This is a genomic window from Pseudomonas sp. SB113 (assembly GCF_040754745.1).
GTDB lineage: Bacteria > Pseudomonadota > Gammaproteobacteria > Pseudomonadales > Pseudomonadaceae > Aquipseudomonas > Aquipseudomonas grimontii.
On record NZ_JBFMHW010000006.1, the window covers coordinates 83,702 to 104,264 of the forward strand.

The following is a 20,563-nucleotide window of genomic DNA, read 5'->3' on the forward strand; positions in this document are numbered from 1 at the left end:
TCATTTCACCTCAGGCAGCGTCGAGCCGCCGTCCACCACGATGGTCTGCCCGGTGATGTAGGTCGCCAGGTCGGACGCCAGGAACAGCATCGCACCGGCAATATCCTGAGCGGCTCCCAGCCGTCCCAGCGGCACGCGACTGGCGATGTCGGCATTGACCTGGCTGTCGCCCAGGTTATCCATGGCCGGCGTGGCAATCATCCCCGGCTCTACGCCGTTGACGCGCACCTGATCAGCAGCCAGCTCCAGCGCGGCATTGCGGATAAAACCGTTGACCCCGGCCTTGGACGCCGCGTAGTGACTGAGCCCGGGATAGGCGACCCGTGGCCCGGTGACCGATGAGGTGACCAGCACGCAGCCACCGCCCTGGCGTTGAAACATCGGTAAGGCGGCCTGGGTCAGCCAGAACAGCGCCGAGAGGTTCACCGCCAGCGTGCGTTCAAGCATGGCCGGGGTGATCTGCGCGAACGGTGTCAACGGAAAGTAGCCGGCGTTGTGCACCAGGATATCCAGGCGACCCCAGTCCTGCTCTATGCCCTTGATGCCTTCGAACACCGCAGTCGCGTCGGCCAGGTCAAGTGCCATGGCCTCGACCAGGCAACCTCGCGCACGCAAGCCTTCGGCCAATGCCTGGGCTTGTGCCAGGCGCAGGTCTGCGATCATTACGCGGGCGCCACGCCAGGCGAACGCCTCGACGATGGCCTGGCCGATACCCTGGGCGCCGCCGGTGACCAGCACGGTCTTGCCGCTGAAATCCAAGTCTTCAGGCATGTGCGCGCTCCATATGGACGTAAGCCAGTGTGGGCACATCGACGATGCTCGAACCGCCATCGGCGACCACGCTGGCCCCGGTGATGATCGAGGCATCCGGGCTGGCCAGGAAGCGGCACACCTTGGCGATTTCTTCGGCGCTGGCGGGGCGCCGCAACGGGACGTCGGCGCACACGCGGGCATAGGCTTGCTGCAGGGTGTCGCCATGGAAGCTCATCAGCGGCTGCATTTCCTGGTCGGCCATCGGCGTGGTAACCCAGCCTGGGCACACCGCGTTCACGCGCACGCCGCGTGGGCCGTAATCCCGCGCCAGCGAACGGTTGAGCCCGAGCAGCGCATGCTTGGCGGTGGTGTAGCCGCACACGTCGGGCCCGGCGGCCAGGGAGGCGATGGAACCGAGCAGCACGATATTGCCGCCGCTTTCGATCAGCTGCGGCAGGCAGGCGCGGGCGCTGTAGAACGCGCTGTCCAGGTTGCTGCGCAAGGCCGCCTCCCAGGTCTGCGGGCTGGTCTGGGTGGCGCTGCCCACGCCATGCCCGCCGGCGCAGGCCAGCAGCACATCGAGGCGGCCGTAGCGCTCACCCATCTGCGCCACGAAACCCTCCCAGGTGGCCGGGCAGGCCGCATCGCCCACCAGCACCAGGCCACCGGTGTCCTGCGCAACCTGCTCCAGCGGCTCGCGGCGCCGGCCGATCAGCACCAGGTTGGCGCCTTCGGCGGCGTACAACCGCGCGCAGGCGGCACCGATGCCCGTGCCGGCACCGGTGATGACAACGGTGCGTGGATCAGGCATCGGGATACTCCGTGCGGTTGAGCACTTGGCAGTAGGAGCTGACCGGAAAGTTCGACAGCTCATCGAACGACGCACCGGCATAGCCGAAGATCTTGCCGTCGCTACGGTGCTGTTGCAGGTCGATCAGTACCAGGCCGAGGGTCGGGATGATCTTTTCGCGCCAGACAAACAGGTACAGCTGATCGGCGATTTTGTAGTAGTGGCAGCGATCGGTATCGCACAGGCCCTGCTCCACGCCCTTGAGGCATTGCCAGGCATAGAACTGATCGTTCAGGTAGATGTGCTCGTAGACTTCGCTGGGGCTGTAGCGATACAGGTTGCGCAGGCCGGTCAGTTCCTGGGTGGGCGCGTGCGGGCATTGGCCGGGCTGCCAGGCTTGATCGAGGCTGCCGTGCAGGAAATCTACTTCTACCGAGGTCAGGGCCTTGCCGGCCAGGGCGCGGCTGTAGAGGCCTTGCTCGGTTTGTTCGCGGTCCGGCATGCGCCCGATCACGGCGGTGAACGACGATGTGATGGTGTCCAGCACCAGGCTGATCGACCAGGCCTGGCCGGCTTCATGCTTGATGAAATCGACCAGGTACAGGCCCGGGCGTACCGAGGTGGCACGGTAGGCGGCCGAACCGCTGGAGTGGCCGTCGGCGGCGTGCCAGTGCAACTGCTCGGTGTCGAAGCGATGCTCGATTTGCCAGCCGTTGGCGAAGTGCAGGGTGAAGGCCTTGCCGTTGAGGTCGGCAAGGTTGGGCAGGATAAACGCGTCGGGGGCAAAACCGTCGGCGAGGGCGCCTACGGTGATCCAGTCGGATGAAGTGGTCATTGCATGGCTCCGGTTGATGGAATGGACGTCCCGGATCATGCGGTTGGCAACCTGGCTCGCCTATCAACCAAAGGGTTGAGGCGGCTTAAAGAAACAGCGCGGCGACCAGTTCGGTACGGCTGGTCACACCGGTTTTGCGAAACAGGTGGATCAAGTGGGTCTTGATGGTGGGCAGGCCTACATCCAGCTCCTGGGCCAGTTGCTTGTTGCTCGCGCCCTGACGTAATAACCAGGCAATCTGGCGTTCTTTGGGCGTGAGACCGGCCAGTGCATCGTCACAGGGCTGCATATTGGCCACGGCCATTTGCAGCAACGCCTGCAAGGCGTTGAGCTGAGCCAGTTGGTCGAGGGTAAACGCCCCTTGTTCCGCCGTGCGCAGCAAGGAAATAGCCGCCTGGGGCTGGTCGGCGCGATGGGCGACGATCTCCACCACATCGACCACGCCATAACGCTGCAGGAAGTCTTGATAGCGGCGGCTGTCACGCAGGGGCTGGCGGGCCATGGCGAACCCCAGCGGCACCACCGCCAGCCCACTGGACAGGCAATTGCGCGGTTGCAACGGGTCGAATTGGCGGTAGTTGTCCAGGTAGTCGCGGTGCATCTCGCCGCTCATGCCTTGCAGCCTGAAATCACGCGCTTGCAGCTGGCGGTCGACACAATAGAAGGCTGCCTGGCTGGCGGGTACCAGTTGAGTGAAAGCCTGCAGGCAATGACCGGCGACTTCCTGAGCGGGGATGGCATGCATGATCAGTCACCTGCGCCGGAACAAACGCTGCCGGCCGAAGCCGGCAGAGAGGAGCGATCAGACTACCGCGAAATAGTGCTTCACAAAACCTTCGCTCACCACCTCCCACAGCACCGGCGTGCCCTTGGTCACGAACCAGCTGTCGCCGGCTTTGTAGCGGGTGCTCTGGCCGGTGCTTTCGTCGGTCAACACCACTTCGCCGGTGACCACGGTGGCTTGTTCAGCGAACGGGTAGACCATCCGGAACTTGCCTTGGGTGGTGCCAAAATAGGCGCTGCTGACGGCGTCGGTCGGTGCGCCGAAGGTCATTTTGCCAAAGGCTTTGACTTCGCCTTCGAGGATCTCGGAACCGAGGTCGGCAACGGTGCCCCAGGCATCGAGGTCCGATAATTGGATGTCTTTCTTCAGGGTGGTAACGGGCATGGCAGTTCTCCTGTGAATGAAACAGCGGGGCTCAACGGCGACCGTTGAAGTAGCCCGAAAGTTGATGAAGGCTTTTGCCGGCCGTAAGCAGCAGCGGGCGGATATGGTCCTTGCCGAGGATCTGCGCATGTTTGACCGCGCTGATCAGGTCGTAGCGCGACGAGCCTTCGCTCATGCCTTCGGCCAGGACCTTGCAGATGATGTGGCTGGGCGTAACCCCAAAGCCGGCGTAGCCCTGCACATAAAAGGCATTCGGTCGCCCGCTGAGCGTGCCGATCTGCGGGAACAGGTTGGCCCCGGTCGCCATCGGCCCGCCCCACGCCAGGTCGATCTTGACGTCCTTGAGGTAGGGGAAAATCTTCAGCATCAGGTTGCGGTTCCAGGCTTTGAGGTCCAGCGGGATGTGCTCGACAAAAGGCGTGGCGGCACCGAACAGCAAGCGGTTTTCGTTGGTGACCCGGTAGTAGTCGATCACCGGCCGGATATCGCTGTAGGCGCCGCGTATCGGGCTGATGCGGTTGATCATCTCGTCCGACAACGGCTCGGTCATCAACTGGAAGGCATAGGTATTGACGGTGGTCTTGTGCAGTTCCGGTTCCAGCTTGTTGAGGAAACTGTCGCAGGCCCACAGCAACTTGGAGGCTTTGACCGAGCCTCGGCCGGTACGCACGGTGATGCGTTCGCCATAACTGACTTCCAGCGCCGGGCTGTGCTCAAAGATGCGCACACCGTGGCCGGCCAGGGCCTTGGCTTCGCCCAGCAACAGGTTCAGCGAGTGCACGTGCCCGCCGCCCATGTGCAGCAGCGCGCTGGTATAGGCGTCGGAACCAATGATCTGCTTGACCTCGGACCCTGCCATAAAGCGGATTTCGTCCTGGGTGTTGATCGACTTGAAGTCCTTCTCCCAGGCGCGCAGGGTTTTTTCCTGGCGGGCGTTGAAGCCCATATAGCCGTAGCCGTGGCAGAAATCGGCGTCGATCGAGTACTTGGCGATGCGATCCTTGATGATGCCGGCGCCCAGCTCACTGATTTCAAAAATCTGGCGCAGGCCTTCGTCGCCGACCTGGTGCTTGATCTTCTCCAGGTCATGGCCGATCCCCGCCATGATCTGCCCGCCATTGCGGCCCGTGCCACCGAAGCCCAGGTAGCGCGCTTCGAGCACCACAATGTTGGTGATGCCTTTTTCGGCGAGCTCCAGTGCGGTGTTGATGCCGGAAAAACCGCCGCCAATCACCACCACATCGGCTTCCACGTCCTGTTCGAGGGTGGGGAAGCTGAGGTTGTATTTCTTGGTTGCCGAGTAGTAGGTAGGCGTTTCGATATTGATCATGGCGCAGCCTGGGAAAGTGAAGGGAAACTCACTGCAGAGCCGACAAGAAGCTCTGTGCCTGTTGGGTGTATTAAGTGCCTTCCGAGCGGTAGGTGTCTTGATTCTGTGTGCCGCCACTCTTGACCGTGGCTGCCAATTATCAACCCTGAATCCGGCCGGGCGGTAAAGCTGCACACGCTGATCGGTCGCCAATGCTAGAATGTTGTTAATCTGTTAACTAATTGCGACGCCACCACCCATGTCCAAACCGCGCCAATCCCTGACCCTCACTTTGCTCCATGCGCGTGAAGCCGCCATGGGTTTTTTTCGTCCTTCGCTCAATCAACACGGGTTGACCGAGCAGCAATGGCGGGTCATTCGGATCTTGAGCCAGCACGATGAGCTTGAGATCAACCGCCTGGCCGAGCTGGCGTGCATCCTCAAGCCGAGCATGACCGGGGTGCTGGTGCGCATGGAAGCAGCGGGCATGGTTGAACGGCGCAAGGCGCAACAGGATCAACGCCGCGTGCTGGTGCGGCTGGCCGAGAAGGGCCGAGCCTGTTTCGACTCGATGGGCCAGAGCATGGAAGCCAATTACCAGCGCTTGCAGGCGGGGTTTGGCGAGGAGAAGTTGCAGACGTTGCTGACCTTGCTCAACGAGCTGAAAACCCTCAAGCGCTGAACCGAGGCCGGCATGCCGGTCAGATAAACCTGTGGCGAGCGGGCTTGCCCGCGTTGGGCTGCGCAGCAGACCCAAGACCTGACACTCTCAAACGACCTGACCCCCCAGTTGTTTTACTGGGGCCGCTACGCGTCCCAACGCGGGGCAAGCCCGCTCGCCACAGGGGGGCCTGCGTCTCTACAGGTCACTTTTCGTTCGCACTAATAGATAGCGCCGGCCGCGCTGGCAGGCGCCGGTGAGTCCTTGAAGGCCGCCGCCAGGCTTTGCAGTCCGCGCATCAGCACGGTGGTGTCGACGCCCACCGCCACGAACGCCGCGCCCAGTTCGATGTAGCGCCGGGCCAGTGCCTGGTCGGCGCTCAGAATGCCGGCGGCTTTGCCGGCGCTGCGGATGCGCGCGATGGCGTCTTCGATTGCCGCCTGCACCTCAGGGTGGCCGGGGTTGCCGCGATGGCCCATCGACGCGCTCAGGTCGGCCGGCCCGATAAACACCCCGTCGACGCCTTCCACCGCCGCAATCGCATCCAGGTTGGCCAGGCCTTCGCGGCTTTCGATCTGCACCAGCAGGCACATTTGCTCGTCGGCTTTGTCGAGATAACCGGCAATGCTGTTCCAGCGTGAAGCCCTGGCCAGTGCACTGCCGACACCACGCACGCCGTTGGGCGGATAGTGGATGGCTTTCACCAGCGCCCGCGCCTGTTCTGCGCTTTCCACCATGGGCACCAGCAAGGTCTGTACGCCAATGTCGAGCACTTGCTTGATCAACGCGGTGTCGCCGATGACCGGGCGAATTACCGGATGGCTGGGGTAGGGCGCCACGGCCTGGAGCTGGCCGAGCATGCCGCGCAGGTCGTTGGGCGCATGTTCGCCGTCGATCAGCAGCCAATCGAAACCGGCATTGGCGGCCAGTTCCGCGCAGTAGGCATCGGCCAGGCCCAGCCATAGGCCGATCTGCGCTTCACCGCTGTGCAGGCGATGTTTGAAGGTGTTGATAGGCATGTCCATGAGCACGCTCCCGTTAAACGAATCGGCAGGCAATCGATCCCAGCATGTCGTAGTCGACATGGAAGGTATCGCCTGGGTTGGCCGCCACTGGGCGGGTGAAGGAGCCACCCAGGATGATTTGCCCGGGTTGCAGGGTGACGTCATAGGCGGCGAGTTTATTCGCGAGCCAGGCCACGCCCTTGGCCGGGTGATTGAGCACGGCGGCGGACACGCCGGACTCTTCGATTACGCCATTGCGGTAGAGCACCGCCGGCACCTTGCGCAAGTCGATCTCGGTGGGGCGCACGGCCCGCCCGCCCATGACCACGCCGGCGTTGGCGGCGTTGTCGGAGATGGTGTCGAACACCTTGCGGGTCGCCTTGGTGTGGGGGTCGACCTGCTGGATGCGCGCATCGATGATCTCCAGCGCCGGGATCACCCATTCGGTGGCGTCGAGCACATCGAACACCGTCACGTTCGGGCCTTTCAGCGGTTTGCCCAGGATAAATGCCAGCTCCACCTCGACGCGCGGCACGATAAAGCGCTCGAAGGGGATGTCGGTGCCTTCATCGAAGAACATGTCATCCAGCAACGCGCCGTAATCCGGCTCGGTGATGTTGGACGAGACCTGCATGGCCCGTGAGGTCAGGCCGATCTTGTGGCCGACCAGCTTGCGCCCGTCCTTGATTTTTTGCGCGACCCAGGCGCGCTGGATGGCATAGGCGTCATCGAGGGTGATCGCCGGGTGATCGAGGGAAAACTGACGCACCTGTTCGCGTGAACGTTCGGCCTGGTCGAGGCGCGCGGCGGCTTGCAAAATGAGCGATTGATCAAGCATGGCAAGAGTCTCTTATTGAGGGTTGACGATGGCCGCTTGGGTGCGCAGCACCAGCAAGCCACCAAGAGCAATGAGCAGCGCCAGGACGTACAGGGCCAGGCTGGCGCTCTGGGTGGTGTCGCGCATCCAGCCGATGAGGTAGGGCGCGAAGAATGACGCGATGCTGCCGAACGAACTGATCAGGGCGATCCCGGCGGCTTGGGTGTTGTTGGACAGGAACGCCGGGGGCAGTTGCCAGAACATCGGCAACGCCGCGCTGGCGCCCATGCCGGCGACGATCAAGCCGCCCAGCACCACGGCCGGGTTGGCGGGGGCGAGCCCGGCGATGGCAATGCCGGCGGCCGCCATCAGCAAGGGCACGCACAGGTGCCAGCGGCGTTCACGCTGGCGGTCGGACGAGCGCCCGCAGCCGATCATGAAGAAACACCCGGCCAGGTACGGCACGGCACTGAGCAGGCCGACCTTGCCGTCGCTGCCGATGCCGGCGCCGTGGATCAGCGTCGGCATCCAGAACGCCAGGGTGTTGACCGCCAGCATCACCGCGAAGTACACCGCCACCAGCAGCCACACCTGCGGGTTGCTGAGAATCGCTGAAAACGAGGTGATCGATTTGCGCTGTTCTTCAGTGTTTAACTGTTCGCGCAGTTGTTGCTTCTGCTCCGGCGTCAGCCACTTGACCGTCTCGAAGCTGTCCGGCAAGCACTTGAGTACCACCAGCCCGAGCAGAACCACGGGGGCGCCTTCGATGACGAACATCCATTGCCACCCGCGCAGGCCGCCCAAGTCGTGAAAGTGTTCAAGGATGCCGCCGGAAAGCGGGCCGCCGATCACCCCGGCCATCGGCACCGCGATGGCAAACAAGGCGGTGACTTGCGCGCGACGGCCGGCAGGGTACCAGCGGTTCAGAAACACCAGGATGCCCGGGAAAAAACCGGCCTCGGCCACCCCCAGCAAAAAGCGCAGCACATAGAAGCCCATGGCGCTGTCGATCAGGAACATGCAGGTCGACAGCACGCCCCACACCACCATCAGCGTGGCAATCCAACGCCTGGGGCCCACACGGTCCAGGGCCATGTTGCTGGGGACGCCGAACAGCGCGTAGGCCACGAAGAACAGGCCGGCGCCGAAGCCATAGACGGTGTCGCTGAAGTTCAGGTCCGCGCTCATCTGCATTTTGGCGAAGCCGATATTGATGCGGTCGAGGTGGGCGAAGAGGTAGCAGATCAGCAACAACGGCATCAGCCGCCAGGTGATGATGCTGTGGGTTTGGTCGCGTACGACGGTGTCTAGCGTGTCGGCGGTATTGGCTGTGCTCATGGTTTTATACTTTTTGTCTGAGAGGCCGAGGGTGTGAGCGGGCAGGGCGCCTTAACCGACCTGAGCGTTGAGGAACGCGTGCACGTTGTTCTGCTTGAAGTTGAGCTGCTCGTGCAGTTCGATCATTTCAAACGACAAGGCCAGCAGGCGCTGGGCCTGAAGCTCGTCGAAGTGCTGGGTGATGACCGCGAACAGGCGCTCGGCGACTTGCTGCCGTGTGGCCAGGTCGCGGCCATGGCCGACCTTCAACGTCATGTGCACGAAGGCGTAGTCATGCTTGCCGTCGGCCATGCGCCAGGTGTCCAGGCGCACGCCACGGCTGCGGATGCCGCCCAGGGGAAACACGCCGCTGTCGCCCAGGCTGGCGTGGACTTTTTCAAACAGGCCCGGCAGGTCTGCCTGCTGTTCGATGTTGTCGGTGTATTCAGCGATGAAGTGGGGCATGGAACCTCCTGCGTCGGTAGCTTTTAGCGGCAAGCTTCAAGCGGCAAGTGAGCGTGATCGGCTTGTAGCTTGCGGCTTGAAGCTTGTAGCTGTTCTTATTCAAACCGGGAAAATGGCGTTGATCTGCCCGGTACCCGAGCTGCCGAAAGGCGCGGTGATGATCTCGGCCGGCTTGTCGTAGTCCGGCCCGCCGAGCAACCCCAGGAGCATGGCGGTGTCGTGCATCTTGCCTTCGCCAAAGCAATGCTCGGCATAGTCCGGGAGCATGGCGCAGAATTCCTTCCAGCGACCCTGGCGCCACAGCTCCACCACATGCAGGTCGACCTGCTTGTCGAATTCGCGGGTCCAGTTATGGATATTGGCTTCGGCATTGCGGTCATCGGAGAAGCGGTGCGACAGCGACCCCGAGGCCAGCACCACGACTTTACGGTCGCTCTTCTCGATGGCCCGGCGCACGGCGGCGCCGAAGGTGAAGCTGTCTTGCAGGCGATGCCAGGCACACCAGGCGGCTATCGAAACGACGTTGAATGTCTGCTCGTCCGGTACACCCATGTGCATGTAGCGCATCGGTACCAGGGTGCCGTATTCCAGCTCCAGGCTCGGGATGTTGTGGGCCAGGGTGCGCACGTCGGCGGCGTTGGCCTCGGCGGCGATCAGCTCGCCCAGCTCCGGGCAGCCGGGGTATTCGTACGGCATGTTCTTGATGAAGTGCGGCAGTTCGTTACTGGTGTAGATGCCCTTGAAGTGCTCGCCGCTGTTGACGTGATAGGCGCTGTTGACCAGCCAGTGCACGTCGAACACCACGGCGGTATCGGCGCCCAGCTCGCGGGCGCGCCGACCGATTTCCTTGTGCCCGGCAATCGCCGCTTCGCGGCAGCCGTGGTGCTTGCCAGGCAGCTCCGACAAATACATCGAGGGTACGTGGCAGATTTTCGCCGCCAGGACGACTTCGCCCATGATGATTCTCCTGAAATTGTTGTTGTTGTCTTCGGGGATTCTGGTGTGGCTCAGACGCCCCAGCGTGGAATGTGATGGCTGCCCATCGAGATGCACACGTTCTTAATCTCGGCGAACACCTCAAAGCTGTACTGGCCGCCTTCACGGCCGGTGCCGGAGCTCTTCACGCCGCCGAACGGCTGGCGCAGGTCGCGCACGTTCTGGCTGTTGATGAACACCATGCCTGCTTCGATGCCGTAGGCCAGACGATGCGCCTTGCCGATGTCCTGGGTCCAGATGTAAGAGGCCAGGCCGTATTCGGTGGCGTTGGCCAGTTGCAGCGCTTCGGCTTCGTCCTTGAAGGGAATCAGGCACACCACCGGGCCGAAGATTTCTTCCTGGGCGATACGCATGTTGTTGTTCACGTCAGCGAACACCGTGGGCTGGATGAACTGGCCTTTGCTCAAGTGCGCTGCCAGGTTGGCCGGGCGCTCCAGGCCACCGGCGAGGAGGGTGGCGCCTTCTTCGAGACCGATCTTGATGTAGCCGGTGACCTTGTCGTAGTGGGCCTGGGTGATCATCGAGCCAACCTGGGTTTTCGGGTCTTGCGGGTCACCGACGATCAGGCGTTTGGCGCGCGCGGCAAACTCGGCGACGAACTGCGGGTACACGCTTTCCTGGATAAAGATCCGGCTGCCGGCGGTGCAGCGTTCGCCGTTGAGCGAGAAGATGGTGAACAGCGCGGCGTCGAGGGCACGTTCCAGGTCGGCGTCTTCGAAGATCAGCACCGGCGACTTGCCGCCGAGTTCCATGGAATACTTTTTCAGCCCTGCGGTCTGCATGATTTTCTTGCCGGTGGCGGTGCCGCCGGTGAAGGAAATCGCGCGCACATCGGGGTGGCGCACCAGGGCGTCACCGGCGGTCGCGCCGTAACCCTGGATGACGTTGAGCACGCCTTTTGGAATCCCGGCCTCCACCGCCAGGCGCCCCAGTTCGTTGGCGGTCAGCGGCGACAGCTCGGACATTTTCAGCACGGCGGTATTGCCCAGCGCCAGGCACGGCGCGGTCTTCCAGGTGGCCGTCATGAACGGCACGTTCCACGGCGAGACCAGCGCGCAAACACCCACCGGCTGGTACAGGGTGTAGTTGAGCATCTGGTCATCGACCGGATAGCTGTGGCCGTCCATGCGCGTGCAGACTTCGGCGAAAAAATCGAAGTTGTGCGAGGCGCGGGGAATCAACACGTTTTTGGTCTGGTGAATCGGCAGGCCGGTGTCGAGGGTTTCCAGCTCAGCCAGGTGCGGCACGTTCTGTTCGATCAGTTCACCCAGCTTGCGCATCAAGCGCGCACGTTCCTTGGCCGGGGTGCCCGCCCATTTCGGGAAGGCTTCCTTGGCGGCGGCCACGGCTTGCGCGACTTCCTCGGCGCCACCGCTGGCTACTTCGCCGATGGCTTCGCCGGTGGCCGGGTTGTAGTTGACGAACACATCTTTGCTTTCGACCTCACGGCCGTTGATCCAATGTTTGATCATGCTGCTCAAGCCTCTTTACGGGCGCTGAAGAACGCCGTTTCGCTGACAATTCGGTTGACCAGGCGGCCTACGCCTTCGACTTCCACGATCACTTCATCACCGGGCACGACGTCGGCCAGGCCTTCAGGCGTACCGGTGGCGATCATGTCGCCGGGTTGCAAGGTCATGAAGCTGGACAGGTATTCGATCAGGTAGGGAATGTCGAAAATCATGTCCTGGGTGCTGCCTTCCTGGCGCAGCTCGCCGTTGATCCAGGTGCGCAGTTTCAGGTTGCCTGGGTCCGGCACGTCGGCTACATCGACGATCCACGGGCCGACAGGCGTGGTGGCGTCGCGGTTTTTCACGCGCAGGTTGGGCCGGTAGTAATTTTCCAGGTAGTCGCGAATGGCGTAGTCGTTGCACACCGTGTAGCCCGCCAGGTAATCCAGGGCGTCTTCGCGCTTGACGTTGCGTGCCGGCTTGCCGATGACCGCCACCAGCTCGCACTCGTAGTGCATGTAGGCGACGTTATCCGGGCGCCAGGTCACCTGGTTGTGGCCGGTGTACGTGCCCACGGACTTGATGAAAGCCAGCGGTTCGGTCGGTGGCTTGAACGCCAGTTCAGCGGCGTGGTCGGCATAGTTCAGGCCCAGGGCGAACATGTTGCCGGTTGCCGGTGGCAGCCATTGCACCTGGTCTTCGGCCAGCAGGCGGCCGTCAGCCAGGCGTACGGCGTTTTCAGCTTCGACCTGAACCGAATGGACTTCACCTTCAAAGCGAATACGGGCGTGTTTCATGAGTGCTCCTCTGCCTTGATGTGATTGACCAGGCGGCCCAGGCCACTGATCTCGACCTCCACGGTGTCGCCAGGCTGCACATTCACCCGGCCTTCGGGAGTGCCGGTGATCAGCACATCGCCCGCGTGCAGGGTCATGAATTCGCTGATCTCGGCGATCAGCAATGGAATGTTGCGCACGAAGTTGGCCGTGGTGTTTTGCTGGCGAATCTCACCGTTGACGTACAGCGTGATCGCGAGATTGTGCGGGTTGGAGACCTGCGCCGCAGGGATCAGCTCAGGCCCGATGGCACAGAAACCGTCGCGGCATTTGGCTTTGACGGCGGGACGGTAGTAGCTGTCTTCCGGCAGGCTGAACTCATTGACCACCGTATAGCCGGCCACGTAATCGAGGGCTTCGGCCGGGCTGACGCGGCTGGCGCTCTTGCCCATCACCACCCCCAATGCCGGCCCAGGCTGCAAGCGTTCGCCCTGGCCTGGATGCACCACCTCGGCGCCGTGTTGGTTGCGCGTGTTGGGCGTCTTGATAAACAGCACCGGTTTGACCGGCGGTTTCTGATACGGCGGCTGTTCGAACTCGGCGAGGCGCTGCTTGAGCAGCCCCTGGTAGTTCAGCGCGACACCGAAAAGGGTGCCAGTCGCGACGTCATGCAAGGCGCGGCTCATGCTTTCTCCTGGCAGAGCCATGGGGCCCTGCATTTAGTTAATGTGTTAACAGTTATAATTAAGATGTTAACTATCGTCAAGGGTGGCAGACTGTTTGTGCGGTGGTTGTGCCGCCCAAATCGGTGCAGGATGAGAGTCGCTGCACTGCAGCCATCACAATAAGAACGAGTAGCGTGCGATGAGCGACCGTCAACCCATTCCGAACATCAACATTGGCCAGGTATACGACCAGCGTTACAGCGACGCCGAAGTCCACTACGACAAACTGGCGAACCTGGCGGATTTCTTCGGGCGCAACATGCCCGTTCACCGGCATGACCGGTTCTTCCAGGTTCACTACGTAAAAAGTGGCACCGTGCGTGTGTACCTGGACGACCAGCAATACGTCGAGTCCGGGCCGATGTTCTTCCTCACGCCACCCACGGTCCCGCACTCGTTTGTGACCGAGGCCGACAGTGACGGGCACGTGCTGACGGTGCGTCAGCAACTGGTGTGGCAACTGATCGAAGCCGACGCCAGCCTGGCACCGGCCGGCGCGCAATTGCCGGCCGCGTGCGTTGCCCTGGCGCAGTTGGAGCCGCAATACGCGGGCGATATCAGCCGCTTGGATTATCTGTTCGAGGAACTGAGCGAAGAGGTAAAAGCCCAGCGTTCCGGGCGCAGCGCAGCCCTGGACAGCCTGACGCGGTTGCTCATGATCAGCCTGTTGCGGCTGTGCTCCCACTCGTTGAAAGCCACGCCTGCGCGCCACGAAGACTTGAAAATCTTTCATCGCTTCAATGAGCTGATCGAAGCGCACTACCAGCAGCACTGGCCGTTGTCCCGGTATGCGCAAGGCATCGGGGTGACCGAGGCGCGGCTCAACGATGTGTGCCGGCGCATCGCCGACCTGCCGTCCAAGCGCCTGATCCTGGAACGCCTGATGCAGGAAGCCAAGCGCCTGCTGATGTTTACCGGCAGCTCGGCCAACGAGATCTGCTATCAGCTGGGGTTCAAGGACCCAGCCTATTTCAGTCGTTTTTTCCAGCGTTACGCACAGCTCACTCCGGGGGAGTACCGCCAGCGCCAGTCGGGGTTGCGTTGAGCCAGGCATAGGGGCTTCGCGCCTTGGTTTTGTTGATCTTGTACGGATCATCATGCGCATCGCCGCGGTGCGACAGAATGGCTTTTACGCGGAACCGATTGTACTTTTCACAGCGCCAGCGCCGCTTGCAGCCGCTGGCCGACGACACTAAGCTGCCGACTCGCCCATTCAAATGGTGCCGTCATGGCCAACCCCAGACCTTCGCTGACATTGACCCTGCTGCAAGCCCGTGAAGCCGCAATGGCTTTCTTCCGCCCGGCCCTGAACAAGCATGAACTGACCGAGCAACAGTGGCGGGTCATTCGGATCCTGCGCCAACAGGGCGAACTCGAAAGCCATCAGCTCGCCCAGCAGGCCTGCATCCTGAAACCGAGCATGACCGGAGTGTTGACGCGCCTGGAGCGCGACGGCCTGGTGCGTCGACAGAAGTCCAGCCAGGATCAACGCCGGGTGTTCGTGGGCCTCACCGAGCGCGGCCAGCAATGCTTCATCTCCATGAGCGAAGGCATGGAAAGCAACTACCAGAAAATCGAAGCGCAGTTTGGCGCCGAGAAAATGGAGCAGTTGCTGGGCTTGCTCAATGAGCTGAAAAACATCAAGCCTTGAACAGGCAAAAATTTCATTAATAGGTGAACGTCTTTGCCCGCAGATGGCATCGCGGGCGCAAATCCTCACTATCCATTTTCGGCACAAATGCGCGATCTGCCCCGGGTTCGGAATGGAACTTGCGTGCGATATGACCTGTAAGCCTTGCAACTGAAAAAGGTTGGGTCAATGAACAATAATAATGTGCTGATGCCTGCGGCCTCGGTGGTGCTTCCGCCGACGTTCCCCCTCCAGCGTTTTCTGACCAGCGACATCGACGAACACGCGCGCAACATGGATGGCTGGCAGGTTCGCTACGATCAGTTATCCCCCGGCCCCTTTACCGGTGAGTTGGTGGCGTTCCGTTCGGACTGGATGCAACTGGTGCGCGACCGCTCTAATCAGGCCATGATCAAACGTGGCGCGGCCTGGAAAGGCGCAATCACCTTCAGCATTCCGTTGAGTGCCAACGGCCCGGTGTATTGCTCGGGGCATCCGATCCACGAGCCCAGCCTGTTGGTGGCCCACGGTGAAAATCTTCCCGAGCTGCATACCCCACAGCACCTGGATCTGCTCGGCGTGGCCATCGACGAACGCGCACTGGAACATGTGTTGGAGCGTCAGGGCAGTCAGTTTCGAATTACCGATCTTCCCAAGTGTTACCGCTTGGGCCATTCATCCGTGCAACGTGACCTCGCGGCGTTGTTCGATGAACTGGCGGGCTGCGATCAGGGCCGTGATGCCGTGCTGGGACACGATTCGATCCGGCGCGGCATACGCGATGCGGTGATGCTGCATGTGCTGGAGTTGATCGCGCCGGACCAGGCGCCACCCCTCAACCCCACGGCGCGCAAAAGGATGGTCGACCGCGCTCGCGAATACGCGCTGAGCCACCTCGACGAACCGCTGTCGATCCTCGACCTGTGCAACCACATCGGCGCCAGCCGGCGCAAACTCCAATACTGTTTTCAGGAAACCCTGGGCATCAACCCGGTGGCCTATCTGCGTGCGCTGCGCCTCAATGCAGTGCGTCGCGAACTGCGAACGAGCACCCAAGCCCATGGCGTACAGGAAGTGGCGGCGCGCTGGGGTTTCTGGCATTTGAGCCGGTTCTCCAGCGATTACCGCACCATGTTTGGCGAAAGCCCCTCACAGACCCTGCGTCGCACGCAACTCTGCTGAAAACGGATAACCGGCTCACGTCGCGCGTTACTAGGATGGCCCACACCACTTGATGGGAGGGGCATTCGATGATTCATAACAATAACGCAAGCGCCGCACGCATGACGCTGTTCACCCTGGGGCTGCTGGGGTGCTGCGCCAGTGTCCAGGCCACCGAGAACGGCGCGCCGACGACGGCCGTCGGGGTGTATGACTTTGGCGCAGGGATGATGCCGCCGGCCACGCCTTTTGGAACCGTGGGGCTGCGTACGGCGTTCTATTCGGCCAACGTGCAGAAGGATCGCCAAGGGCGCTCTGTCGACAACCACTTCTCACTGGATGTGTTGTCCATCGGCCTTGCCTATATGCGCATGACCGATTACAGCGTATTGGGCGCCACCTATGGTTTCGGCGCCGTCGTGCCGTTTTTCAAAATGGACGCTTCCATCAAGGTACAGACGCCGGTGGGACCGCTGAGCCTGGAAGCCGATCCGTTTCGATTGGGCGACGTGCAATTTCTGCCGGTGATCCTGCAATGGAATCTGTCGCCTAATCTGTTTATCAACACGCAGTTGCAGATCCAGGCGCCCACCGGTGACTACGACAAGAATCGTTTGATCTCCCCAGGGCTCAATCACTGGACGTTCTCGCCGATCGTCAACGCCACCTACATCACCGACAGTGGCTTCGAGGTTTCTTCCAGCTTTGAAGTCGACGTCAATACCCGCAACCCCGCGACCGATTACAAGAGCGGTGTCGAGTACCGGCACGAGTTTGCCGTGGGCCAACACGTGGGGCCATGGACCCTGGGCCTGGGCGGCTACTACTACCGCCAGTTCAGCGATGACGATGCGCCCGGCCTGCAATCAGGCAACCGCGCGCGGGTGCTGGCTGTCGGTCCGGCAGTGAGTTACTTCAAGCCCGGCCTGCCGCCCGTGTGGCTGCATGCCTATAAGGAAACCGATGCCCGCAACCGTGCCGAGGGTTACACCGTGGCGCTGCGTATTTCTCAAAGTTTCTAAGGGGCTGGCCATGAACTCATCACATTCCGATTCCCCATTGCCACGGCAAGCCACCGGACGCCGTGAAGGGCTGGTGCTGATGCTCGGCAGCAGCCTGACCATCATGGGCGCGGTCATGGTCGCGCCGATCCTGCCCAAGCTCGGCGCCGAGTTCGGCCCGCTGGAACCGCGTGCCGATCTATTGGTGCCATTGGCGGTGACCGGCCCGGCGCTGGCGATTGCACTGTGCGCGCCCCTGGCCGGCTGGTTGGCCGACCGGGTCGGGCGCAAGGCGTTGCTGCTGATCGCCACGCTGTTGTATGCCGTGCTCGGAGCCATCCCGGCGCTGCTGGATAACTTGCCCGCCATCGTCGGCGTGCGCCTGTTGTTCGGCGCGGCGGAGGCTGCGGTGATGACCTGTTGCGCCACGCTGATTGCCGACTATTGGCACGGCGAGGAGCGGCTGCGCTACATCAACCGGCAGGTGGTCACCATCGGCCTGGTCGGCTCGCTGTTCTTTGTGGTGGGCGGAGCGTTGGGTGAACACTCCTGGCGCCTGCCGTTTTTGTTGTACCTGCTGCCACTGCTGCTGGTGCCGGTGATGATGAAGGTGCTATGGGAACCCACAGCGACCCGGCACACCGTCGTAACGCCCGGCCAGGGCAGGGTGGCGATCGTGCCCTTGGTGCTCGGTTATCTGCTGATCCTCAGCGGTATGGTCCTGAGTTTTATCGTGCCGATCCAGGCGCCGATTCTGCTGGTCAGCCTGGGTGTCACGTCGAGCACGATGATCGGGCTGTCGGCCGGCTTGGGGTTGCTGGCGACCTTGGTCGGTTCATTGGCCTGGCCGCTGCTGCGCCGCCGCATCGGCATCCTCGGGTGCAATGCGTTGCTGCTGACCCTGCTGGGCCTGGGGTTATGGCTGCTGATGCGCGGGCAAAGCTACAGCGCGGTGTTGGTAGCGGTGCTGATTCACGGCCTGGGTGCGGGGCTGCTGGTACCTAACGCGATGACGCCGGTGATGAATGCCCTGAGTGCCAGCACCCGAGGGCGCGGTCTGGGCGGGTTCACCGCGTTTCTGTACTTCGGCCAATTTGTCAGCCCGCTGGTGGTGGCCGTGCTCAGTGCTTACTCGGGCGACCTGCGCCACTCCATCCAATGGCTGGCGATTGCCAGTTTCGCCTCGGCCCTGGTCTGGGCGCTGGCAGGCCTGCAAGCGCGGCGCAAAGCACACGCCCAGGCATTCGGCTCAAGTCATTCGTAATTAAGAGGAGATAAGGATGGACATCCAGAACCTGCTGGACATCGAAGACGCCACCGGCCTGGCCGAATGGGTCAGGCGCGGCGACGTGCAACCTGGCGAGCTGCTGGAGGCGGTGATTGATCGTATTGAACGGGTCGAACCTCAGCTCAACGCGGTCGCCGAGCGGCTTTATGATGCGGCCCGTACGGCAGCACTCGCATCGCGGCCGGGTCACGGCGTGTTCGCCGGGGTACCGACCTTGATCAAGGACCTGTTTTCACCGGTCAACGGCGCGGCGATGACCAATGGCTCGCAAGCGCTGGGAGGTTTTCGCGCGGACTTTGAAGCCGAACACGTAAGCCGTATCCGCCGTGCCGGGTGTGTGATTCTCGGCACCAGCACCTCACCCGAGTTCGGCACGTCGTACTCCACCGAATCCAACCGCTTTGGCGCCACGCGCAACCCCTGGAATATCGGCCACAGTGCCGGCGGTTCCAGCGGCGGCGCGGCAGCCCTGGTGGCGGCACGTGTGGTGCCGTTTGCCCATGGCAACGATGGCGGCGGGTCCTTGCGTGTGCCGGCGTCCTGCTGTGGGGTGTTCGGCCTCAAGCCCAGCCGTGGGTTACTGCCGTCCGGGCCGATGGTCGGCGAAGGCTGGGCCGGGATGGGCACCCCCCATGCGATTACCTTGTCGGTGCGGGACAGCGCCGCGCTGCTGGATGCCACGGCCGGGATCGACCTGGGCGCACCCTATGCCGCGCCGCTGCAGGCGCAACCCTATGTCACCGCGCTGCAGCGTGACCCTCGGCCGCTGCGTATTGCCCTGGTTGAGCAACTCGGGCCCTGGCCGACCTCCGGCGAAAGTGTGGAAGCCGTGCGCCAGGCCGCCAGGTTGTGCGAATCCCTGGGCCACCGCGTTGAACCGGTCAGCTTGCCGGTGGCGCTGCCGGCGTTTCTCGATCAGGTCTTCACCATCATCGGTGCAAGTACTCGCCACTACGTCGATGTGTTGGGGCAGATGCGCGGTTTCGCCGTGCAGCCTGAAGAGCTGGAAGCTCGCACCCGCATTATTTTGCGCAGCAAGGGCGATGTCAGTGGTGCGCAGTATGCGGGTGCCGTGGAGTGGATTCATGCCTTGGGTCGGCAGTTGGCGGTGTTCATGCAGGATTACGACCTGATCCTCACGCCGACCCTGGCACGCGAGCCGGTGCCGATCGGTGAGCTGGACCTGCAAGACGACCGCCTGAGCCTGGAAGAACTGATTGAACGGTTCCACAGCTACTCGCCGTTCACGGCCCTGTTCAATGCCAGCGGGCAACCGGCGATGTCAGTGCCGTTGTACTGGAGCGCTGCCGGCTTGCCGATGGGCGCCCACTTCGCCGCTCGCTTTGGCGAAGAAAGTACCTTGTTTGCCCTCGCGGGGCAGTTAGAGCGGGCCCAGCCCTGGCGCGGTCGGATACCGCCGGTCAATGCCTGTCGGTTATAAGCGTCCGAGGAATTCTGCATTGGGCGGGTAATCGACCTGCCTGATGCAAAACGCGCCCTTGTCACTGCGCTGCAAATCGGTGCCTTTTTATCCGGTACATATCACCGTCCGCATGGCTGAGCAGGGTATCGGCATCCTCCCCGTCAATCGGATAAACCGCCACGCCGATACTGCAGGACGGCATCTTCACCCCACCAAACTCGGCACCCAGCGGCTCGGCCATGACCGCGAGTATCTGCACCACCTTGGCAGAAATAGCCTCCCGCGACGGGGTATCCGTCAGCAGCACCGTGAACTCATCACCGCCCATCCGCGCCACCAGGTCGCTGTCGAGTACGCAGCGTTCCAGCCGTCGTGCAATCACACACAGCACGCGATCGCCCATGGCATGGCCATGCACATCGTTGATGCCCTTGAAGTCATTGATGTCCAGAAACAGCAATGCCAGGCTGCGGTTGCGGGACTTCGCACCGTGCAGCGCCTGGTCCAGCCGATCATTGAACAGTGACCGGTTGGTCAGGCCGGTCAGCGGATCATGGTGGGCGAGGAAGCGCAGTTCTTCCTCGGCCTGGGTGAGCGCCGTCACGTCCCGCGCGACCCCGATTCGCGCGCCCACTTCTTCGGACCAGAAGGCCGCCCACAGGATGTGCACGACACTGCCGTCCTTGCGTATATAACGGTTACGGAAGTCGACATGGGATTGGCCATTCATGACCCGCACAATGGAGGCGCGGGTGCGCGCCAGGTCTTCAGGGTGCATGTAGTGGGTGATCAGGGTGCCAACCAGTGCGTCGGCACGGTAGCCGAGCAATGCCTCACAGGCATCGCTCACGAAGACAATCTGGTTGTCACCGTCGACGACAAAGACCGTATCCAGCATCAGGTGGATCAGTTTGGGGTAGAGAGCGTGCAGGTCAATGGGCATGGGGGCATCGAGCGTCCGGTTCATATCGGCCGATCATAGCCCGATCATGA

At 62.4% G+C, this 20,563-nt stretch carries 22 protein-coding genes; 7 read left to right on the forward strand and 15 right to left on the reverse strand.

Annotation, left to right across the window (positions count from 1 at the left end):
• The 6 genes from AB1462_RS10030 to AB1462_RS10055 all read right to left on the reverse strand — a co-directional run bounded on the left by AB1462_RS10030 (position 1) and on the right by AB1462_RS10055 (position 4,876).
• On the reverse strand, positions 1–771 hold the full coding sequence (locus AB1462_RS10030) for an SDR family oxidoreductase (protein ID WP_259194477.1): 771 nt from the start codon (positions 769–771) through the stop codon (positions 1–3).
• On the reverse strand, positions 764–1,564 hold the full coding sequence (locus AB1462_RS10035) for an SDR family NAD(P)-dependent oxidoreductase (RefSeq protein WP_259194478.1): 801 nt from the start codon (positions 1,562–1,564) through the stop codon (positions 764–766). Before AB1462_RS10035 ends, AB1462_RS10030 begins: the two co-directional genes overlap by 8 nt.
• A complete protein-coding gene (locus tag AB1462_RS10040) occupies positions 1,557–2,378 on the reverse strand; it encodes a molybdenum cofactor biosynthesis F family protein (RefSeq protein WP_090402393.1) in 822 nt (273 codons plus the stop codon). The genes AB1462_RS10035 and AB1462_RS10040 overlap by 8 nt, the downstream gene beginning before the upstream one ends.
• 85 nt (positions 2,379–2,463) lie before the next feature.
• Positions 2,464–3,123: a response regulator transcription factor gene (locus AB1462_RS10045; protein ID WP_090402395.1), complete on the reverse strand. Its 660-nt coding sequence runs from the start codon at positions 3,121–3,123 to the stop codon at positions 2,464–2,466.
• Positions 3,124–3,180: 57 nt separating this feature from the next.
• Positions 3,181–3,546, reverse strand: a complete 366-nt coding sequence (locus AB1462_RS10050) for a cupin domain-containing protein (protein ID WP_090402397.1) — start codon at positions 3,544–3,546, stop codon at positions 3,181–3,183.
• A 31-nt stretch (positions 3,547–3,577) separates the two neighbouring features.
• A complete protein-coding gene (locus AB1462_RS10055; protein WP_090402399.1) occupies positions 3,578–4,876 on the reverse strand; it encodes an FAD-binding oxidoreductase in 1,299 nt (432 codons plus the stop codon).
• Positions 4,877–5,114: 238 nt separating this feature from the next.
• Here AB1462_RS10055 and hpaR (AB1462_RS10060) point away from each other — a divergent pair, with 238 nt between their 5' ends.
• Positions 5,115–5,537, forward strand: a complete 423-nt coding sequence (hpaR, locus tag AB1462_RS10060) for a homoprotocatechuate degradation operon regulator HpaR (RefSeq protein WP_090402401.1) — start codon at positions 5,115–5,117, stop codon at positions 5,535–5,537.
• 200 nt (positions 5,538–5,737) lie between these two features.
• Here hpaR (AB1462_RS10060) and hpaI read toward each other — a convergent pair whose 3' ends face one another.
• The 8 genes from hpaI to AB1462_RS10100 form a co-directional block, all read right to left on the reverse strand.
• Positions 5,738–6,541, reverse strand: coding sequence for a 4-hydroxy-2-oxoheptanedioate aldolase (gene hpaI, locus AB1462_RS10065; RefSeq protein ID WP_259194479.1), 804 nt, complete (start codon positions 6,539–6,541; stop codon positions 5,738–5,740).
• A 13-nt stretch (positions 6,542–6,554) separates the two neighbouring features.
• Complete coding sequence (gene hpaH / locus AB1462_RS10070; RefSeq protein WP_053139661.1) at positions 6,555–7,358, reverse strand: 2-oxo-hept-4-ene-1,7-dioate hydratase; 804 nt, start codon at positions 7,356–7,358, stop codon at positions 6,555–6,557.
• 12 nt (positions 7,359–7,370) lie between these two features.
• The gene (locus AB1462_RS10075) at positions 7,371–8,675 is read right to left on the reverse strand and encodes an MFS transporter (protein ID WP_259194480.1); all 1,305 of its coding nucleotides are present in this window, start codon (positions 8,673–8,675) and stop codon (positions 7,371–7,373) included.
• 51 nt (positions 8,676–8,726) lie between these two features.
• The gene (locus AB1462_RS10080; protein WP_090402407.1) at positions 8,727–9,119 is read right to left on the reverse strand and encodes a 5-carboxymethyl-2-hydroxymuconate Delta-isomerase; all 393 of its coding nucleotides are present in this window, start codon (positions 9,117–9,119) and stop codon (positions 8,727–8,729) included.
• 99 nt (positions 9,120–9,218) lie between these two features.
• On the reverse strand, positions 9,219–10,076 hold the full coding sequence (gene hpaD / locus AB1462_RS10085; protein WP_090402409.1) for a 3,4-dihydroxyphenylacetate 2,3-dioxygenase: 858 nt from the start codon (positions 10,074–10,076) through the stop codon (positions 9,219–9,221).
• A 50-nt stretch (positions 10,077–10,126) separates the two neighbouring features.
• Positions 10,127–11,587: a 5-carboxymethyl-2-hydroxymuconate semialdehyde dehydrogenase gene (gene hpaE, locus AB1462_RS10090; RefSeq protein WP_367246666.1), complete on the reverse strand. Its 1,461-nt coding sequence runs from the start codon at positions 11,585–11,587 to the stop codon at positions 10,127–10,129.
• A gap of 5 nt (positions 11,588–11,592) precedes the next feature.
• On the reverse strand, positions 11,593–12,363 hold the full coding sequence (locus AB1462_RS10095; protein WP_090402414.1) for a fumarylacetoacetate hydrolase family protein: 771 nt from the start codon (positions 12,361–12,363) through the stop codon (positions 11,593–11,595).
• Positions 12,360–13,028, reverse strand: coding sequence for a fumarylacetoacetate hydrolase family protein (locus tag AB1462_RS10100; protein WP_315336672.1), 669 nt, complete (start codon positions 13,026–13,028; stop codon positions 12,360–12,362). The genes AB1462_RS10095 and AB1462_RS10100 overlap by 4 nt, the downstream gene beginning before the upstream one ends.
• Before the next feature lie 178 nt (positions 13,029–13,206).
• Between AB1462_RS10100 and hpaA the strand changes: the two genes are divergently transcribed.
• The 6 genes from hpaA to AB1462_RS10130 all read left to right on the forward strand — a co-directional run bounded on the left by hpaA (position 13,207) and on the right by AB1462_RS10130 (position 19,588).
• Positions 13,207–14,112: a 4-hydroxyphenylacetate catabolism regulatory protein HpaA gene (hpaA, locus tag AB1462_RS10105; RefSeq protein ID WP_367246667.1), complete on the forward strand. Its 906-nt coding sequence runs from the start codon at positions 13,207–13,209 to the stop codon at positions 14,110–14,112.
• Positions 14,113–14,295: 183 nt separating this feature from the next.
• On the forward strand, positions 14,296–14,718 hold the full coding sequence (hpaR, locus tag AB1462_RS10110) for a homoprotocatechuate degradation operon regulator HpaR (RefSeq protein ID WP_090402420.1): 423 nt from the start codon (positions 14,296–14,298) through the stop codon (positions 14,716–14,718).
• 168 nt (positions 14,719–14,886) lie between these two features.
• Positions 14,887–15,879: a helix-turn-helix domain-containing protein gene (locus tag AB1462_RS10115; protein ID WP_367246668.1), complete on the forward strand. Its 993-nt coding sequence runs from the start codon at positions 14,887–14,889 to the stop codon at positions 15,877–15,879.
• A 68-nt stretch (positions 15,880–15,947) separates the two neighbouring features.
• Entirely contained in the window at positions 15,948–16,880 is a 933-nt protein-coding gene (locus tag AB1462_RS10120) for a transporter (protein WP_367246669.1), read from the forward strand.
• A 10-nt stretch (positions 16,881–16,890) separates the two neighbouring features.
• Positions 16,891–18,123, forward strand: a complete 1,233-nt coding sequence (locus AB1462_RS10125) for an MFS transporter (RefSeq protein ID WP_367246670.1) — start codon at positions 16,891–16,893, stop codon at positions 18,121–18,123.
• A gap of 16 nt (positions 18,124–18,139) precedes the next feature.
• On the forward strand, positions 18,140–19,588 hold the full coding sequence (locus tag AB1462_RS10130; protein WP_090402428.1) for an amidase: 1,449 nt from the start codon (positions 18,140–18,142) through the stop codon (positions 19,586–19,588).
• Between the two features lie 61 nt (positions 19,589–19,649).
• On the opposite strand, the gene AB1462_RS10135 is transcribed toward AB1462_RS10130, so the two are convergent.
• Positions 19,650–20,513: a sensor domain-containing diguanylate cyclase gene (locus AB1462_RS10135; protein WP_259194487.1), complete on the reverse strand. Its 864-nt coding sequence runs from the start codon at positions 20,511–20,513 to the stop codon at positions 19,650–19,652.
• Positions 20,514–20,563: the final 50 nt, after the last annotated feature.

Coding starts and splice junctions, on each gene's coding strand:
- AB1462_RS10030 (WP_259194477.1), bottom strand. CDS start 771: ATGCCTGAAGACTTGGATTTCAGCGGCAAGACCGTGCTGGTCACCGGC.
- AB1462_RS10035 (WP_259194478.1), bottom strand. CDS start 1,564: ATGCCTGATCCACGCACCGTTGTCATCACCGGTGCCGGCACGGGCATC.
- AB1462_RS10040 (WP_090402393.1), bottom strand. CDS start 2,378: ATGACCACTTCATCCGACTGGATCACCGTAGGCGCCCTCGCCGACGGT.
- AB1462_RS10045 (WP_090402395.1), bottom strand. CDS start 3,123: ATGCATGCCATCCCCGCTCAGGAAGTCGCCGGTCATTGCCTGCAGGCT.
- AB1462_RS10050 (WP_090402397.1), bottom strand. CDS start 3,546: ATGCCCGTTACCACCCTGAAGAAAGACATCCAATTATCGGACCTCGAT.
- AB1462_RS10055 (WP_090402399.1), bottom strand. CDS start 4,876: ATGATCAATATCGAAACGCCTACCTACTACTCGGCAACCAAGAAATAC.
- hpaR (WP_090402401.1), top strand. CDS start 5,115: ATGTCCAAACCGCGCCAATCCCTGACCCTCACTTTGCTCCATGCGCGT.
- hpaI (WP_259194479.1), bottom strand. CDS start 6,541: ATGGACATGCCTATCAACACCTTCAAACATCGCCTGCACAGCGGTGAA.
- hpaH (WP_053139661.1), bottom strand. CDS start 7,358: ATGCTTGATCAATCGCTCATTTTGCAAGCCGCCGCGCGCCTCGACCAG.
- AB1462_RS10075 (WP_259194480.1), bottom strand. CDS start 8,675: ATGAGCACAGCCAATACCGCCGACACGCTAGACACCGTCGTACGCGAC.
- AB1462_RS10080 (WP_090402407.1), bottom strand. CDS start 9,119: ATGCCCCACTTCATCGCTGAATACACCGACAACATCGAACAGCAGGCA.
- hpaD (WP_090402409.1), bottom strand. CDS start 10,076: ATGGGCGAAGTCGTCCTGGCGGCGAAAATCTGCCACGTACCCTCGATG.
- hpaE (WP_367246666.1), bottom strand. CDS start 11,587: ATGATCAAACATTGGATCAACGGCCGTGAGGTCGAAAGCAAAGATGTG.
- AB1462_RS10095 (WP_090402414.1), bottom strand. CDS start 12,363: ATGAAACACGCCCGTATTCGCTTTGAAGGTGAAGTCCATTCGGTTCAG.
- AB1462_RS10100 (WP_315336672.1), bottom strand. CDS start 13,028: ATGAGCCGCGCCTTGCATGACGTCGCGACTGGCACCCTTTTCGGTGTC.
- hpaA (WP_367246667.1), top strand. CDS start 13,207: ATGAGCGACCGTCAACCCATTCCGAACATCAACATTGGCCAGGTATAC.
- hpaR (WP_090402420.1), top strand. CDS start 14,296: ATGGCCAACCCCAGACCTTCGCTGACATTGACCCTGCTGCAAGCCCGT.
- AB1462_RS10115 (WP_367246668.1), top strand. CDS start 14,887: ATGAACAATAATAATGTGCTGATGCCTGCGGCCTCGGTGGTGCTTCCG.
- AB1462_RS10120 (WP_367246669.1), top strand. CDS start 15,948: ATGATTCATAACAATAACGCAAGCGCCGCACGCATGACGCTGTTCACC.
- AB1462_RS10125 (WP_367246670.1), top strand. CDS start 16,891: ATGAACTCATCACATTCCGATTCCCCATTGCCACGGCAAGCCACCGGA.
- AB1462_RS10130 (WP_090402428.1), top strand. CDS start 18,140: ATGGACATCCAGAACCTGCTGGACATCGAAGACGCCACCGGCCTGGCC.
- AB1462_RS10135 (WP_259194487.1), bottom strand. CDS start 20,513: ATGCCCATTGACCTGCACGCTCTCTACCCCAAACTGATCCACCTGATG.